Origin of the sequence: Tropicimonas sp. TH_r6, assembly GCF_033101155.1 — a bacterium.
Taxonomy (GTDB): Bacteria; Pseudomonadota; Alphaproteobacteria; order Rhodobacterales; family Rhodobacteraceae; genus Tropicimonas.
This window is the reverse complement of record NZ_JAWMPX010000028.1, coordinates 14,132-27,642: the sequence shown is the minus strand read 5'-3', so window position 1 is coordinate 27,642 and position 13,511 is coordinate 14,132. Positions and strand designations below refer to the sequence as shown.

At 63.7% G+C, this 13,511-nt stretch carries 10 protein-coding genes; 1 reads left to right on the top strand and 9 read right to left on the bottom strand.

The annotated features are described in order from the left end of the window. Positions 1-44: 44 nt before the first annotated feature. Genes R3X27_RS20565 through pdhA form a run of 3 tightly spaced genes read right to left on the bottom strand, consistent with a single transcriptional unit; the run spans position 45 to position 3,747 of the window. Positions 45-1,346, bottom strand: a complete 1,302-nt coding sequence (locus R3X27_RS20565) for a pyruvate dehydrogenase complex dihydrolipoamide acetyltransferase (protein WP_317710770.1) — start codon at positions 1,344-1,346, stop codon at positions 45-47. A 10-nt stretch (positions 1,347-1,356) separates the two neighbouring features. Next, the gene (locus R3X27_RS20560; protein ID WP_317710769.1) at positions 1,357-2,724 is read right to left on the bottom strand and encodes a pyruvate dehydrogenase complex E1 component subunit beta; all 1,368 of its coding nucleotides are present in this window, start codon (positions 2,722-2,724) and stop codon (positions 1,357-1,359) included. A gap of 27 nt (positions 2,725-2,751) precedes the next feature. After that, the gene (gene pdhA / locus R3X27_RS20555) at positions 2,752-3,747 is read right to left on the bottom strand and encodes a pyruvate dehydrogenase (acetyl-transferring) E1 component subunit alpha (RefSeq protein WP_317710768.1); all 996 of its coding nucleotides are present in this window, start codon (positions 3,745-3,747) and stop codon (positions 2,752-2,754) included. Between the two features lie 274 nt (positions 3,748-4,021). Between pdhA and R3X27_RS20550 the strand changes: the two genes are divergently transcribed. Then, positions 4,022-4,594: a hypothetical protein gene (locus R3X27_RS20550; protein WP_317710767.1), complete on the top strand. Its 573-nt coding sequence runs from the start codon at positions 4,022-4,024 to the stop codon at positions 4,592-4,594. A gap of 24 nt (positions 4,595-4,618) precedes the next feature. On the opposite strand, the gene R3X27_RS20545 is transcribed toward R3X27_RS20550, so the two are convergent. From R3X27_RS20545 to glgC, 6 genes are all read right to left on the bottom strand, one after another. Further along, entirely contained in the window at positions 4,619-4,921 is a 303-nt protein-coding gene (locus tag R3X27_RS20545) for an FtsB family cell division protein (protein WP_317710766.1), read from the bottom strand. A gap of 223 nt (positions 4,922-5,144) precedes the next feature. Next, positions 5,145-6,776, bottom strand: a complete 1,632-nt coding sequence (locus R3X27_RS20540) for an alpha-D-glucose phosphate-specific phosphoglucomutase (RefSeq protein WP_317710765.1) — start codon at positions 6,774-6,776, stop codon at positions 5,145-5,147. A 3-nt stretch (positions 6,777-6,779) separates the two neighbouring features. Further along, positions 6,780-8,723 carry a 4-alpha-glucanotransferase gene (malQ, locus tag R3X27_RS20535; RefSeq protein WP_317710764.1) on the bottom strand — a complete coding sequence of 648 codons (1,944 nt, stop codon included), beginning with the start codon at positions 8,721-8,723 and terminating at the stop codon, positions 6,780-6,782. Then, positions 8,720-10,813: a glycogen debranching protein GlgX gene (gene glgX / locus R3X27_RS20530; RefSeq protein ID WP_317710763.1), complete on the bottom strand. Its 2,094-nt coding sequence runs from the start codon at positions 10,811-10,813 to the stop codon at positions 8,720-8,722. Before glgX ends, malQ begins: the two co-directional genes overlap by 4 nt. Further along, positions 10,810-12,246 (bottom strand): glycogen synthase GlgA, encoded by a 1,437-nt coding sequence (glgA, locus tag R3X27_RS20525; RefSeq protein WP_317710762.1) that lies wholly within the window; start codon positions 12,244-12,246, stop codon positions 10,810-10,812. Before glgA ends, glgX begins: the two co-directional genes overlap by 4 nt. Continuing rightward, positions 12,243-13,511, bottom strand: a complete 1,269-nt coding sequence (gene glgC, locus R3X27_RS20520) for a glucose-1-phosphate adenylyltransferase (RefSeq protein WP_317710761.1) — start codon at positions 13,509-13,511, stop codon at positions 12,243-12,245. The genes glgA and glgC overlap by 4 nt, the downstream gene beginning before the upstream one ends.

The window sequence follows — 13,511 nt, the reverse complement described above, 5'->3', positions numbered from 1 at the left end:
CCTGCCCGAAATGGGCAGGCCGCTTTTTTGTATTCAGAGTCGGGTCAGGCTAGCATGCCGAGGGGGTTCTCCAGGTTCTCCACGATGGCCTGAAGGAGTTGAGCCCCAAGGGCGCCGTCGATCACGCGGTGGTCGACCGAGAGGGTCACCGACATCACAGTTGCGATGGCCAGTTCTCCATCTTCTCCAACCACCGGCTTTTTTGCACCTGCACCAACTGCGAGAATCGCGCCGTGGGGCGGGTTGATGACGGCGTCGAAGTTGTCGATGCCGAACATGCCGAGATTCGAGATGGCGAAGGTGCCTCCGACATATTCGTGCGGAGCGAGTTTCTTGTCGCGAGCACGACCGGCGAGATCCTTCATTTCTGCGGAGAGCGCCGAGAGCGACTTCATCTCGGCGTCTTTCAGAACCGGAGTGAAAAGGCCACCATCGATGGCGACGGCAACGGCGACATCGGAGGGCTTGAGCTGAAGCATACGGTCGCCGGCCCAGACACGATTGGCCTCGGGGACTGTTTGCAAAGCGAGTGCGCAGGCCTTGATGATGAAGTCATTGACCGAAAGCTTCACGCCGCGAGCTTCCAACTGCTTGTTCAGCGTGGAACGGAACTTGAGCAGGGCGTCGAGTTTGATGTCTCGGCGAAGGTAGAAATGCGGGATCGTCTGCTTGGCCTCGGTGAGGCGGGCGGCGACGGTCTTGCGCATGCCGTCGAGCGAGACCTCCTCGAAATCGCGGTCGGCATATGTCTTGAGCACCGCATCAGTCGAGGGGCCGGTCGGGGCAGTCGTCGCGGCCGGGGCAGCTTTCGGCGCTTCGGAGGCTGGCGCCGGGGCAGGGGCTGCGGTGGCGTTGATCACGTCGGCCTTGACGATACGCCCGCGCGGGCCGGAGCCCTGGATCTGGCTCAGGTCCAGCCCTTTGTCGGCGGCGATGCGGCGGGCAAGCGGTGAGGCAAAGATGCGCGTACCGTCAGACGCGGCGGGCGAAACGGGTGCCGGAGCCTGGGAGGTTTCGGGTGCGGTCACCTCTTCATCAGCAGCGGGCGCAGCCTTTGGAGCAGGAGCCGCGGCGGACGCTGTTCCGATATCATCGGCGCTTTCGCCCTCGGCCAAAATCACCGCGATAGGCGAGTTGACTGCGACGCCTTCGGTGCCCTCGGCCACGAGGATCTTGCCAATCACACCCTCGTCCACGGCTTCGAACTCCATCGTCGCCTTGTCGGTTTCGATCTCGGCCAGGAGGTCGCCGGACGACACCTCATCCCCTTCTTTCACCAGCCATTTCGCCAGCGTGCCTTCCTCCATGGTCGGAGACAGAGCAGGCATCAGAATTTCAGTCGGCATGTCTCTTTCCTCAGCGGTAGGTGACTTGCTTGACAGCCGCGATCACATCATTTGTGGTCACGAGCGCGAGCTTTTCGAGATTGGCGGCATAAGGCATGGGAACGTCCTTGCCGGTGCAGTTGATCACCGGCGCGTCGAGATAGTCGAACGCGTTCTCCATGAGATAGGCCGAGAGGTGGTTGCCGATGGAGGCAACAGGCCAGCCCTCTTCCACGGTCACGCAGCGGTTGGTCTTCATGACCGAGGCCAGCAGCGTGTCATAGTCGAGCGGGCGCAGCGACCGCAGATCGATCACTTCGGCCTCGATCCCGTCTTCGGCAAGCTTTTCAGCGGCTTCCAGCGCGTATTGCATGCCGATGCCGAAGGAAACGATCGTCACGTCCGAGCCTTCGCGCCAGATCCGGGCCTTGCCGAACGGCACCGTGTAATCTTCCAGATCCGGGACCTCGAAGCTACGGCCGTACAGGATCTCGTTCTCCAGGAAGATCACCGGGTTCGGGTCGCGGATGGCACTTTTCAGCATGCCCTTGGCATCGGAGGCGCAATAGGGTTGCACCACTTTCAGGCCCGGGATCTGCGCATACCAGGCGGCATAATCCTGGCTGTGCTGGGCGCCAACGCGAGCGGCCGCGCCATTGGAGCCGCGGAAAACGATCGGGCAGCCCATCTGGCCGCCGGACATGTAAAGCGTCTTGGCTGCGGAGTTGATGATATGGTCGATCGCCTGCATGGCGAAGTTGAAGGTCATGAACTCGACGATCGGGCGCAACCCGCCAAAGGCGGAGCCAACGGCGATGCCGGTGAAACCATGCTCGGTGATCGGCGTGTCGATCACCCGCTTGGCGCCGAACTGGTCGAGCAGACCCTGGGACACCTTGTAGGCGCCCTGGTACTCGGCCACTTCCTCGCCCATCAGGTAGACGGCCTCGTCGCGCGTCATCTCTTCGGCCATCGCATCGCGCAGCGCCTCGCGGACGGTCTGCTGCTTCATCGCGGTGCCTTCCGGGTAATCCGGCTCCAGTACGGCGCTCGGAACCGGCGCGGCAGGGGCTGCAGCGGCAGGGGCCGCGGCGGGCGCGGCTGCCGGGGCAGGGGCTTCGGCGGGGGCGGCGCTCAGCGCGGCCTCAACATCCTCACCTTCCTCAACCAGGATCGCGATCGGTGCGTTCACCGCCACGCCCTCGGTGCCTTCGGCCACGAGCAGCTTGCCAACGATTCCCTCGTCGACCGCTTCAAACTCCATGGTTGCCTTGTCGGTCTCGATCTCGGCCATGATGTCGCCGGAAGACACGGTGTCGCCTTCCTTGATCAGCCAGCGCGCCAGGGTGCCTTCCTCCATGGTCGGCGACAGCGCGGGCATCAGAATCTCGGTTGCCATTCGTCTTTTCTCCGTACTGTCTGTGGCTTACGCGTCGGCGTAGATGTCGGTCCAGAGCTCTTCGAGCGCGGGCTCGGGGCTCTGCTTGGAGAATTCGGCGGATTCGTTGACGATATCCTTGATCTCCTTGTCGACCGCTTTCAGCTCTTCTTCCGTCGCATGTTTGCCCGTCAGCAGCAGCTGGCGCACGCCCTCGATCGGGTCGCGCTCTTCGCGCATCTTCTGAACTTCTTCGCGCGTGCGGTACTTGGCCGGGTCCGACATGGAGTGGCCACGATAGCGATAGGTCTTTACCTCGAGGATGTAGGGACCCTTGCCGGCGCGGCAATGCGCGACCGCCTTCTCGGAGGCGGCCTTCACGGCCAGCACATCCATCCCGTCAACCTCTTCGCCGGGAATCCCAAAGGCTTCGCCGCGCTTGTAGATCTCCTGGGAGGAGGTCGAGCGCTGCTGCGCCGTGCCCATCGCGTATTGGTTGTTCTCGATGACGAAAATCACCGGAAGATCCCAGATCGCGGCCATGTTGAAGGTCTCGTAAACCTGGCCCTGGTTGGCCGCGCCATCGCCGAAATAGGTGAAGGTCACGCGCTGGTTGTCATTATACTTGTCGGCGAAGGCGAGACCGGCGCCGAGCGGCACCTGCGCGCCGACGATGCCGTGGCCACCATAGAAATGCTTCTCCTTGGAGAACATGTGCATCGAGCCGCCCTTGCCGCGCGAGTAGCCGCCCTCGCGGCCCGTCAGCTCGGCCATCACGCCCTTCGGATCCATGCCGCAAGCGAGCATGTGACCGTGGTCGCGATAGGAGGTGATGCGCTTGTCGCCCTCTTCGGTCGCGGCTTCGAGCCCGACCACGACGGCCTCCTGGCCGATATAGAGGTGACAGAAGCCGCCAATCAACCCCATCCCGTAAAGCTGTCCGGCTTTCTCCTCGAAACGCCGGATCATCAACATGTCCCGATAGTAGCCGAGCAGCTCCTCCTTGGAGACATTCGGTTTCTTGGTGGTCCGTCGCGCTGCCATCCGCAGGGCCTCCCTCGCCAAAGAATAGTTTAACGTTGAATTACATCTAGCAGAGGCGCGCGCGCAACGCACAGGAAAAACGTATCGCATGTGCGGGGAATCCGCTTTTCAACCCCGAAAAGCCGTCATGCGCCTGGTGGGACGCTCGCACGCCTTTTTGCATGGCTCGACCTTGTGACCCTGCGTCAGTTTTGCGGTAGACTTGGGGGTATAGGCAGGCATTCCGACAAGATTCGTATTTCGAACACCAATTTTTTTACGCGGAGGATAGACCATGCATGCGATTCTTCATGACCTTCGGCTTGCGGGGACGGCGCCCTCGACCGATTTCAATCTCCTTGTGAACCAGACGACCCAACTCGTCAGCGCTCTGGCGCGGCTGAGGCAATACGCGTTGGCGCAGAGCGGGCCGATTACACTCGACATCATGTGCCACGGCTTCGAAAGCCATAACGATTTTGTGCACCAGCGCACGGTGCTGGACGGGATCGGCGGGGGCGGGCTACAGCTCTGCCGCGAGAACCTGCGTCATCTCAATGTCCAGCATTTCGGCGAGTTGGACTCGGTGGTCTCGACCATCACCGTCTATGCCTGCAGCGCCGCGGAAACGGCTCCGGGCTATGAAGGCACAAGCCGGGACGGCCAAAGATTGTTCCAGGAAATGGCCCACTATACCAATGCACGGATTCGCGCTGCCGACGCCACGCAATGGTACTGGCGGCGGCGGAGGGCCATTGTTGCGGGCGGGGTGATCGATTTCGCCGGTTGGGACGGAAATCTATACGAGTTCAGCCCGGATGGAACCGTGATGATGGTGGAGTCGCACGCACTCGGCGCGCCGCGCTGATACGTTCGCCAGGGGAACGCAGGGCTAGCGAATGACGATCTCGTCCACGCGGATCAGGCCCAGCACATCGCGGGCCTGCTGGTCCAGCAGGTCGAGGTCGAGATAGTCCTCGGAGAGGCGGTGCGTCTTGTTGCGCATCCCTGCCACGGCAAGCTCCAGCTCCGCGCGTTCGGCTTCCAGTGTCCGGGTCTCCGCCTCGATCTCGATCCGGCGGAACAGACCATAGTCGCCCTGCACGGCGGCGAACGTGAAATACATCGCCAACAACATGAAACCTGTCAGGAAAACGGCGGAATTTACCGCCGGATGCGAATTGGAATTGCCCATACTCTGCCTCAGGGCCGCCTCGTGAACCGGGCGGCGTTGAGGACACCTTGCCACAATCGGTACGACAAGCGAAACCGTCACTTGGTTTCGCTTGCCACCAGCAGGGCAGAAGTGAGTCGCCGCTGCAACACCTCGCCAGTGCCTGTCGCCCGGTGCCGCGCGATCCTCCCGGTTCCCGCGGACACGACGCCCGAACGGACGCCCGGTCGACCCCGCTTTCGGATCAGGTCCGAACGTCCGGTCCGTCACGGCCCGTACGTTCGGAAATCCCGGCGATTGCATCTGCCGCAGCGATGATCTCGGCCAGCGCCTCCTGCGGATCACGGTTCATCGCGGCCGGGTCTTCGCAGACATCTTCGAGATAAACCCGAAGCGTCGCGCCGACCGTGCCAGTGCCCGAGAGCCGGAAGACAGCGCGCCCGCCGCCTTCGAAGCCGATCCGAATGCCCTGTCCGGCCGAATGCGAGCCGTCCACCGGGTCGTCATAGGCAAACTCATCCGCGCTCGCGACGGTCTTGCCGGCGAATACCTTGCCCGGCAACGTGTCGAACTGCGCCCGCATCGCGTCCATCAGCCCTTCGGCGGCGGTGGCGTCCACGCCCTCGTAGTCATGGCGCGAATAGTAGTTGCGGCCGAATTCGCCCCAATGGTCGTCGAGCATGGCCTGCACGGATTTCCCGTTCACAGCCAATATGTTGAGCCAGAGAAGCACGGCCCACAGGCCGTCTTTCTCCCGAACGTGATCGGACCCCGTCCCGGCGCTCTCCTCGCCGCAAAGCGTGGCGCGGCCGGCATCCAGAAGGTTGCCGAAGAATTTCCAACCCGTTGGCGTCTCGTAGCAATCCATGCCGCGCGCGGCTGCGACGCGGTCCACAGCGCCCGAGGTCGGCATAGAGCGTGCCACGCCCGCCAGCCCCTTGGCATAGCCCGGGGCCAGATGCGCATTCGCCGCCAGCACGGCCAGCGAATCCGAGGGCGTCACGTAGGCGCCCCGGCCGACGACCATGTTGCGGTCGCCATCGCCATCGGACGCCGCGCCGAAATCGGGCGCATCCTCGGCAAACATCGCGTCCATCAGCTCTTTCGCCCAGATTGGGTTGGGATCCGGGTGCCCGCCGCCGAAATCGGGGGAGGGGGTGCCATTCACCACCGTGCCCCGCGGCGCGCCGAGGCGGCCTTCGAGGATCTCGGTCGCGTAAGGCCCGGTCACGGCATGCATCGCATCGAACCGGATGCGGAAGCCGGTGTCGATGAGCCTCGCGATTGCGTCGAAATCGAACAGCTCCTCCATCAGCGCGGCGTAATCGGCAACGGGGTCGACCACCTCGACATCCATGTCGCCCATCTTCGACAGACCGAGCGTGGACAGGTCCGCATCGTCGCATTCGAGCGTGTCATAGGAGCTGATCTGCTTGGTCGCGGCAAAGATCCGGTCCGTCACCTCTTCGGGCGCCGGTCCACCATTGGGGGTGTTGAACTTGACGCCAAAATCCTCGTCCGGACCGCCGGGATTGTGGCTCGCGGACATGATGATGCCGCCATCGGTTTCGCGGATACGGATCAGGTTGGAGGCGGCCGGGGTCGACAGGATCGCGTCCTGTCCCACGATCACCTTCGCGCAGCCCTGCGCCGCCGCCATGCGCAGGATCACCTGCGCGGCGTGATCGTTGAAATAGCGCCCGTCGCCGCCCAATACGAGCGTCTTGCCGGCGACGCCGCCAATGCCGTTCAGGATCGACTGGATGAAATTCTCCAGGAAATGCGGCTTCATATAGACATTGGTCTTCTTGCGCAGCCCCGAGGTCCCGGGCTTCTGCCCCTCGATCGGCTGTGTCTGAACCGTAATGCGTTCCATGGCTCACTCCCTTCGGCCGGATTCTTTCATGATTTGAGCGGAGCGCAGCACGGCCTCGTGCCGGCCAAGCTCCGAGACACCGACCGGAAGACGGCGGCGCCAATTGGGATGGGTGTCGACCGTGCCCGGCAGGTTGTCCTGCTCGACCACGCCGAGGATATCGGCAAGTTGCAACGCCACGAGCCGGCTCTTCACCGAGCCGACGAAACGGTGCAGTGCATCGGCACTGCCATCCTCCGTGCCGGCCAGCCGGTCGAACCCCGCAACTTCGCTGCGCCGCCAGTCCAGCGCGTTGGGATAATCCGCATCGTCCAGGTAGCCCAGCTCATGCCGGATCTCGACATCCCGCGCGGCGCGCCAGCCTGCCCAGACCGGCACATCATGGCTGCCAAACGAGGCCAGCGCGGCCTCCGTGTAGTCTTCGGGGGGGCGGAATTCGGCATGGTTGGGCTGCTCGAACATGCACAGCCGACAGCCAAGCAGGCCAGACCGGCTCATCGCCTCCTGCAACCCGTCCGGCACATTGCCCAGATCCTCGCCGATCACCACAGCGCCGGCCCGAGCCGCTTCGATACGGACCACTGCCAGCATCGCTTCGCGCGGCATCACCACATAGGTTCCCGGTGCATCCGTCTCGGTCGGCACCCAGAAGGCGCGTTCGAACCCGAGCACATGGTCAATCCGCAGGAGCTTGGCAAAGCGCATCTGCCGCCGCAGCGTCTCGGCCAGCGGGCGGAAATGCATCGTCGCCAGCGCATGCGGGTTGAAGGGCGCCAGCGCCCAGACCTGCCCGTCGGGCGAAAAAGCATCCGGCGGCGCGCCCAGCGACACGCCGGGCGCAAAGACCGCCCCGTCGGACCATGTCTCCGCTCCATGCGGATGGGTGCCCACGGCGAGGTCGAGATAGAGACCGTAGCGCATCCCTTCGACCGCAGCGGCCTCGGAAACGGCGGCGAGCTGTTCCTCGGCCTGCCATTGCAACCATGAATGGAAGCGGATCGCCCGCGGGTTGGCCTCGCGGAAATCCACCACGGCGGGCGAAAAGGCGTCCTGCAGTTCGGCGTCCCAGTGCAGCCAGTACGGACCATGCAGATCAGAAAGCGCCTGATGCGTCGCGAACCGGTCCAGCGAGCCGCCCTCCGCCTCCATCCAGGCGTCGAAACCGGCATCGCCCCCCCTCGCTTCGAAGGCGTCAAAGGCCGTTTCGAGTGCGGCGCGATGGGCCGGGACGATCTCCGGATAGTCGATCAACGTGTCGGAAGCGGTCGGGCGCGCGTCGCCCAACCCGATATGCATGGTCGCCAGCCGTCGCCGATGCGACGGAGAATAGGGGCTGAAGGCGTTGCGGTCGGTCGGGAACCCGGCATGGACAGGGTTCAGTCCGACGAAGCTCGCGCCGACCCGGCCAAGCGCCGTGACCGCCTGTTTCAGATCGTGATAATCGCCCAAACCGCCTTCCTCTTCGATGCGCAGCCCGTAGAGCGGCAGCGTGATACCCCAGCCCGGCGGTGGCAGTTCGAGATGCGGCGGCGCGACGAGCAGCGTCGTCTCCTCGCCATCGAGCGAGAGCACATGGATGCCGATGGGAAGCGGGGGCAGGGTCACCTCTGTGCCCGCCGGCAGCACCGGCTCGGGTCCGGCGGGCAGCGTTTCCGTCTCGCCGTCCTCCCGGATCAACCGGATCGCCTCGGCCGGCGCTTCGAGCACCGCCTTCGCCTCGGCTTCCGGTTCCAGGATCATCCAGCGGGGCAGGGCGCGCCGGGACAGCTCCTCGCGCAACCGGGCCAATGTCTCCTCGACCTCCGCGTCGGTGCCGACCGCGAAGCCCATCGCATCCAACAGAGCCGTGTCGGTGGCCGCGCCAGTGGTCCGGAGCGTGCCTTTCTGGTCCCAGTAATCGTCGTAAATACCAGCGAGATGCGCCAACTCGCGCAGCGCACCGCTCATAGGAGCGATTCCAGTACGAAAATGGCGACTGTCTGGGCTTCCACGCTGACCTCCAGCTTTCTCACCGGGATCTCTCCGCGACCCGGGTCTGCCGTGTCGATCGACCAGAGCCAGCGCGTGTCCTTGGGAGGGATGGGCAGGCGCACCTTGGAGGCACCGCCCGCGTTGAAGACGGCAAAGACCGCGTTCTCGGTCGCGGCGAAGATCGGCGTGCCGGAGGCGGTGCGCATCTCGACGCAGACCAGCTTCAGCCCCGGATCGACCCAATCCGGCGTCGTCATCGGCTTGCCGTCAGGACGCCACCAGAACAGGTCTTCGCGCCCGTCAATGCGACGCTCGCGGCTGTGCAGGAAGACCTTCTGGCGCAGGATGGGGTGTTCGCGGCGGAACTTGATCATCTCCGCCGTGAACTCCATCATTTCCATGTCGGCGTTTTCCCAGTCGATCCAGGAGGTCTCGTTATCCTGCGCATAGGCGTTGTTGTTGCCGTTCTGGCTGTTCGACAGCTCGTCGCCAGCCAGCAGCATTGGCGTGCCCTGGCTCATCATCAGCGTGGCGATCATCGCCCGTTTGCGCCGGTTGCGCGCCTCGGTGACCTTGGGATCGTCGGTCGGGCCTTCCCAGCCGAAATTGTCGGAATAATTCTCCGAATGGCCGTCGCGATTGTCCTCGCCATTGGCCAGGTTGTGCTTGCCGTTATAGCTGACCGTGTCCTGCAGGGTGAAACCGTCATGCGCGGTGATCAGGTTGACGCTCGCCGTGGCCGGGCGCCCCGAATGGTCGAACTCCGCCGCCGAACCGGTCAGCCGGCCGGCGAGATCGGGCGCGCGGCCGGCATCGCCACGCCAGAACCGGCGAATGCCGTCGCGGAAACGGTCGTTCCACTCGAGGAAGGGGGCGGGGAAGCCGCCGAGCCGGTAGCCGCCAGGGCCGACGTCCCAGGGCTCCGCAATCAGCTTGACCTGCGTCAGCACCGGGTCCTGGCGGATCGCGTCGAAGAAGCTCGCGCCGGCGTCGAAGCCGTAATCCGTGCGCCCCAGCGTCGAGCAGAGGTCGAAGCGGAAGCCGTCCACATGCATGACCTGCACCCAGTAGCGCAAGCTGTCCATCACCATGCGCAGCACCATCGGGTGGTCGAGATTGAGCGTGTTCCCGGTGCCGGTATCGTTGATGTAGTAACGCTTGTCCTGAATCAGGCGGTAATAGGAGCGGTTGTCGAGGCCGCGGAAGCTCAACGTCGGGCCGAGCTCGTTGCCCTCGCAGGTGTGGTTGTAGACCACGTCGAGAATGACCTCGATCCCGGCATGGTGCAGCCGCGCCACCATCTGCTGGAATTCGCTGATCTTGCCCTCGGAGAGATAGCGCGGATCCGGCGCGAAGAAGCCAAGTGTCTGGTATCCCCAGTAATTCTCCAGTCCCTTGTCGAAGAGGAACCGGTCGGTCAGGAAGCTGTGGACGGGCAGAAGCTCGATGGCGGTGATGCCGAGCTTGGTGAAATAATCCAGCATCGTGTCCGTCGCCAGCCCGAGGAAACAGCCCTCCGGCGCCACATCCGGATGGAGCTGGGTCAGCCCCTTCACATGGGCTTCATAGATGATCGTGTCGGCAATGGGCGTGCGCGGGTGATTGTCATAACCCCAGGAGAAAGCCGTGTCCTCGACCACGCAGCGCGGCATGTAAGGCGCGGAATCGCGAGTGTCGAAGCTGAGGTCGCGCGCATTGGAGCCGATTTGGTAGCCCATCAGCGCGTCATGCCAGACCGGCTTGCCCGTCAGCCGCTTGGCATAAGGGTCCAGCAGCAGCTTGTTGGGGTTGAACCGATGTCCTTCGTCCGGCCGGTAGGGGCCGTGAGCGCGCAGCCCGTAGAACTGTCCCGGGCGCAGGCCCGAGATATAGCCAAACCAGACATCGCCGTCGCGCTCCGGCAGCCGCAGCCGCTGGGTCTCGGTCTTGCCATCCGAAGAGAACAGGCAGACCTCCATCGCGGTCGCATGTTGAGAGAAGACGGCGAAATTAACGCCGTCTCCATCAAAGGTCGCGCCGAGCGGTGCCGGGCGGCCGGCCGAAATCACGAATTCCGGGTGTCTCACGAGGTCCTCGCCGCAGCCTTGTAAAGTGCCGCATATTCGGCCGCCGAGACCTCCCATCCGACGGGGTGTTTCATTCCGTTGCGCTGGATCTGTTGGTAGAGCTTTGGCTCGTCCCAGATATCGCACAGCTCGTTCAGTGCGGCCACCAGCGCATCGCCCGACCCGGGCGCGTGTTGAAGGCCGGTGGCGACCTTGCCAATCTTCGTGGCCACCGTCAACGGAATGATCGTGTCGGCCAACCCGCCGGTTTTCGCGACGACCGGCACCGTGCCATAGCGTAGCCCGTAAAGCTGGGTCAGCCCGCAAGGTTCGAAGCGCGATGGCACGAGAATGGCGTCGCCACCGGCGATGATCCGATGGCTGAGCGGCTCGTCATAGCCGATGCGCACCGCAACCTGGCCTGGGTTCTCCGCTGCGGCCTCGAGGAATCTCTCCTCGAAATACGCGTTGCCGGAGCCGAGCAGGCAAAGCTGGCCGCCGCGTGCGATCAAGCGGGGCAGGGCCTGCAGCAACAGGTCCATCCCCTTCTGATCCGTCAGCCGCGAGACCACGACGCAGAGCGGCCCGCCCTCCGGGTCCAGCCGCATCTCCTCGCAGAGTGCCGCGCGCGCCTTGGCCTTGCCGCGCAGGACCTTGTAGCTCTCGATATGGGTATCGGTCGCCGGGTCCCAGTAATCGGTGTCTATGCCATTGAGAATGCCGGTGAAATTCTCGCCCTTGAATTGCAGGGTGCCGTCGAACCCCATGCCGAATTCGGGCGTCTTCAGTTCCTCGGCATAGGTCGGCGAAACGGTGTTGACCTTGTCGGCATAGGCGATGCCCGCCTTCAGCGCCGAGATCCGGCCGTAGAATTCGAACCCGCCAGCGTTGTAGCCCTCCATCGGCAGGCGAAGCCGATGGACCATGTCGGCGCCGGCCGTGCCGGTGAAGGCGATATTGTGGATCGTCATCACCGAGCCGACCGTATGCGACGCGCCGAGACGCTGCATGTAAACCGGCGTCAGCCCGCCCTGCCAGTCATGCGCATGCACGACATCCGGCTTCCAGCCATGGATCTGGCCTTCATTGGCCAGCCGTGCGCCGATCCAGCAAAGCGCCGCGAAGCGCTCCGGGTTGTCCCACCAGTCGAAACCGTCCGGCGCCGCGTAGGGGCCGCCATCGCGGTAGTAAAGATGAGAGGCGTCAAGAACATAAAGCTCAAGCTCGCCGATCTTGCCGAAGAGAACCTGGACGGGACCTCCGAAGAGGTCCCCGTCCGTCATCACCTGCCGTCCCTCGCCAAGCGCCTTGAGGATCTTGGGGTAGCCCGGCACCAGCGTGCGCATTTCCACGCCAACGCCTTTCAAGGCTGCCGGCAGGGCGCCGGCAACATCAGCCAGCCCGCCCGTCTTGATCAGCGGGGCGATTTCCGAGGCAACGGAGAGGACTTTCATGACAGCGCGGCTTCCCTTCTGTCGAGCATGTCCTGGGTGATCAGCGTGATTCCCTTCTCGGAGACGCGGAACCACTTCGCGTCTTCCGTGGGATCTTCGCCCACGATCAGCCCTTCAGGGACAGTCACGCCACGGTCGATCACTGCATTGGTCAGCCGCGCATGGCGGGCAACTGTCGCATAGGGCAGCACGACCGAATGGTCGAGCACCGCGTAGGAATTGGTGTTCACCATGGTTCCCAGCAGCGAGTTGCGAATTTCCGTACCGGAGACGATGCAGCCGCCCGAGATCATCGAGGAAATGGCCATGCCGCGCCGGTTTTCCTCGTCATGGATGAATTTCGCCGGCGGCACCGATTCCGAATAAGTCCAGATCGGCCAGTCCTGATCCCAGAGATTGAGCTCCGGGGTGAAATCGGTCAGGTCGATATTGGCCTTCCAGAAAGCATCCACCGTTCCAACGTCGCGCCAATAGGCCGGGCCGGCCGGGTCGGACTTGACGCAACTGTCGGAGAAGCGATGCGCCACCGCCTTGCCGTTCTTGACGATATGCGGGATCAGGTCATGACCGAAATCATGGCTGGAATTGGTGTCCTTGGCGTCTTCGAGCAGCAACTCCCGCAGGAATTTCCAGCTGAAGACATAGATTCCCATCGAGGCCAGCGTCACGTTCGGATCGTCGGGCGTGCCGGGCGGATCCTCGGGCTTTTCCATGAAGTCGATGATACGGGAACTCGCGTCCACATCCATCACACCAAAGGCCGACGCCTCTTCGCGCGGCACGGTCAGGCAGCCGATGGTCACATCCGCGCCGGCCTCCACATGCTGCTCCAGCATCATCTCGTAATCCATCTTGTAGATGTGATCGCCGGCGAGGATGACGATGTATTCGATGTGATAGCTGTCGATGATGTCGATATTCTGGTGCACGGCATCGGCGGTTCCGACATACCAGTTCTCGCCGCCCATCCGCTGGCTGGCGGGCAGGATGTCGAGGAACTCGTTGCGCTCGGCGCGGAAGAAGCCCCAGCCGCGCTGGCAGTGGCGGATCAGCGAATGCGCCTTGTATTGCGTGGCAATCGCCATCTTCCGGATGCCGGAATTGAGCGCGTTGGACAGCGCGAAATCGATGATCCGCACCTTGCCGCCGAAATAGACGGCGGGCTTGGCGCGGGTGTCGGTCAGTTCCTTCAGACGGCTGCCGCGGCCGCCGGCCAGCACGAAGGCCATCGCCCTCGAGGAAAGTCTCACGTGAGAGTTCGGCAT

What these genes read in the sequence shown, in the direction of transcription:
- R3X27_RS20545 (WP_317710766.1), bottom strand. Translation starts at nt 4,921, where the DNA reads ATGGGCAATTCCAATTCGCATCCGGCGGTAAATTCCGCCGTTTTCCTG.
- pdhA (WP_317710768.1), bottom strand. Translation starts at nt 3,747, where the DNA reads ATGGCAGCGCGACGGACCACCAAGAAACCGAATGTCTCCAAGGAGGAG.
- glgA (WP_317710762.1), bottom strand. Translation starts at nt 12,246, where the DNA reads ATGAAAGTCCTCTCCGTTGCCTCGGAAATCGCCCCGCTGATCAAGACG.
- R3X27_RS20550 (WP_317710767.1), top strand. Translation starts at nt 4,022, where the DNA reads ATGCATGCGATTCTTCATGACCTTCGGCTTGCGGGGACGGCGCCCTCG.
- R3X27_RS20565 (WP_317710770.1), bottom strand. Translation starts at nt 1,346, where the DNA reads ATGCCGACTGAAATTCTGATGCCTGCTCTGTCTCCGACCATGGAGGAA.
- R3X27_RS20540 (WP_317710765.1), bottom strand. Translation starts at nt 6,776, where the DNA reads ATGGAACGCATTACGGTTCAGACACAGCCGATCGAGGGGCAGAAGCCC.
- glgC (WP_317710761.1), bottom strand. Translation starts at nt 13,511, where the DNA reads ATGCCGAACTCTCACGTGAGACTTTCCTCGAGGGCGATGGCCTTCGTG.
- R3X27_RS20560 (WP_317710769.1), bottom strand. Translation starts at nt 2,724, where the DNA reads ATGGCAACCGAGATTCTGATGCCCGCGCTGTCGCCGACCATGGAGGAA.
- malQ (WP_317710764.1), bottom strand. Translation starts at nt 8,723, where the DNA reads ATGAGCGGTGCGCTGCGCGAGTTGGCGCATCTCGCTGGTATTTACGAC.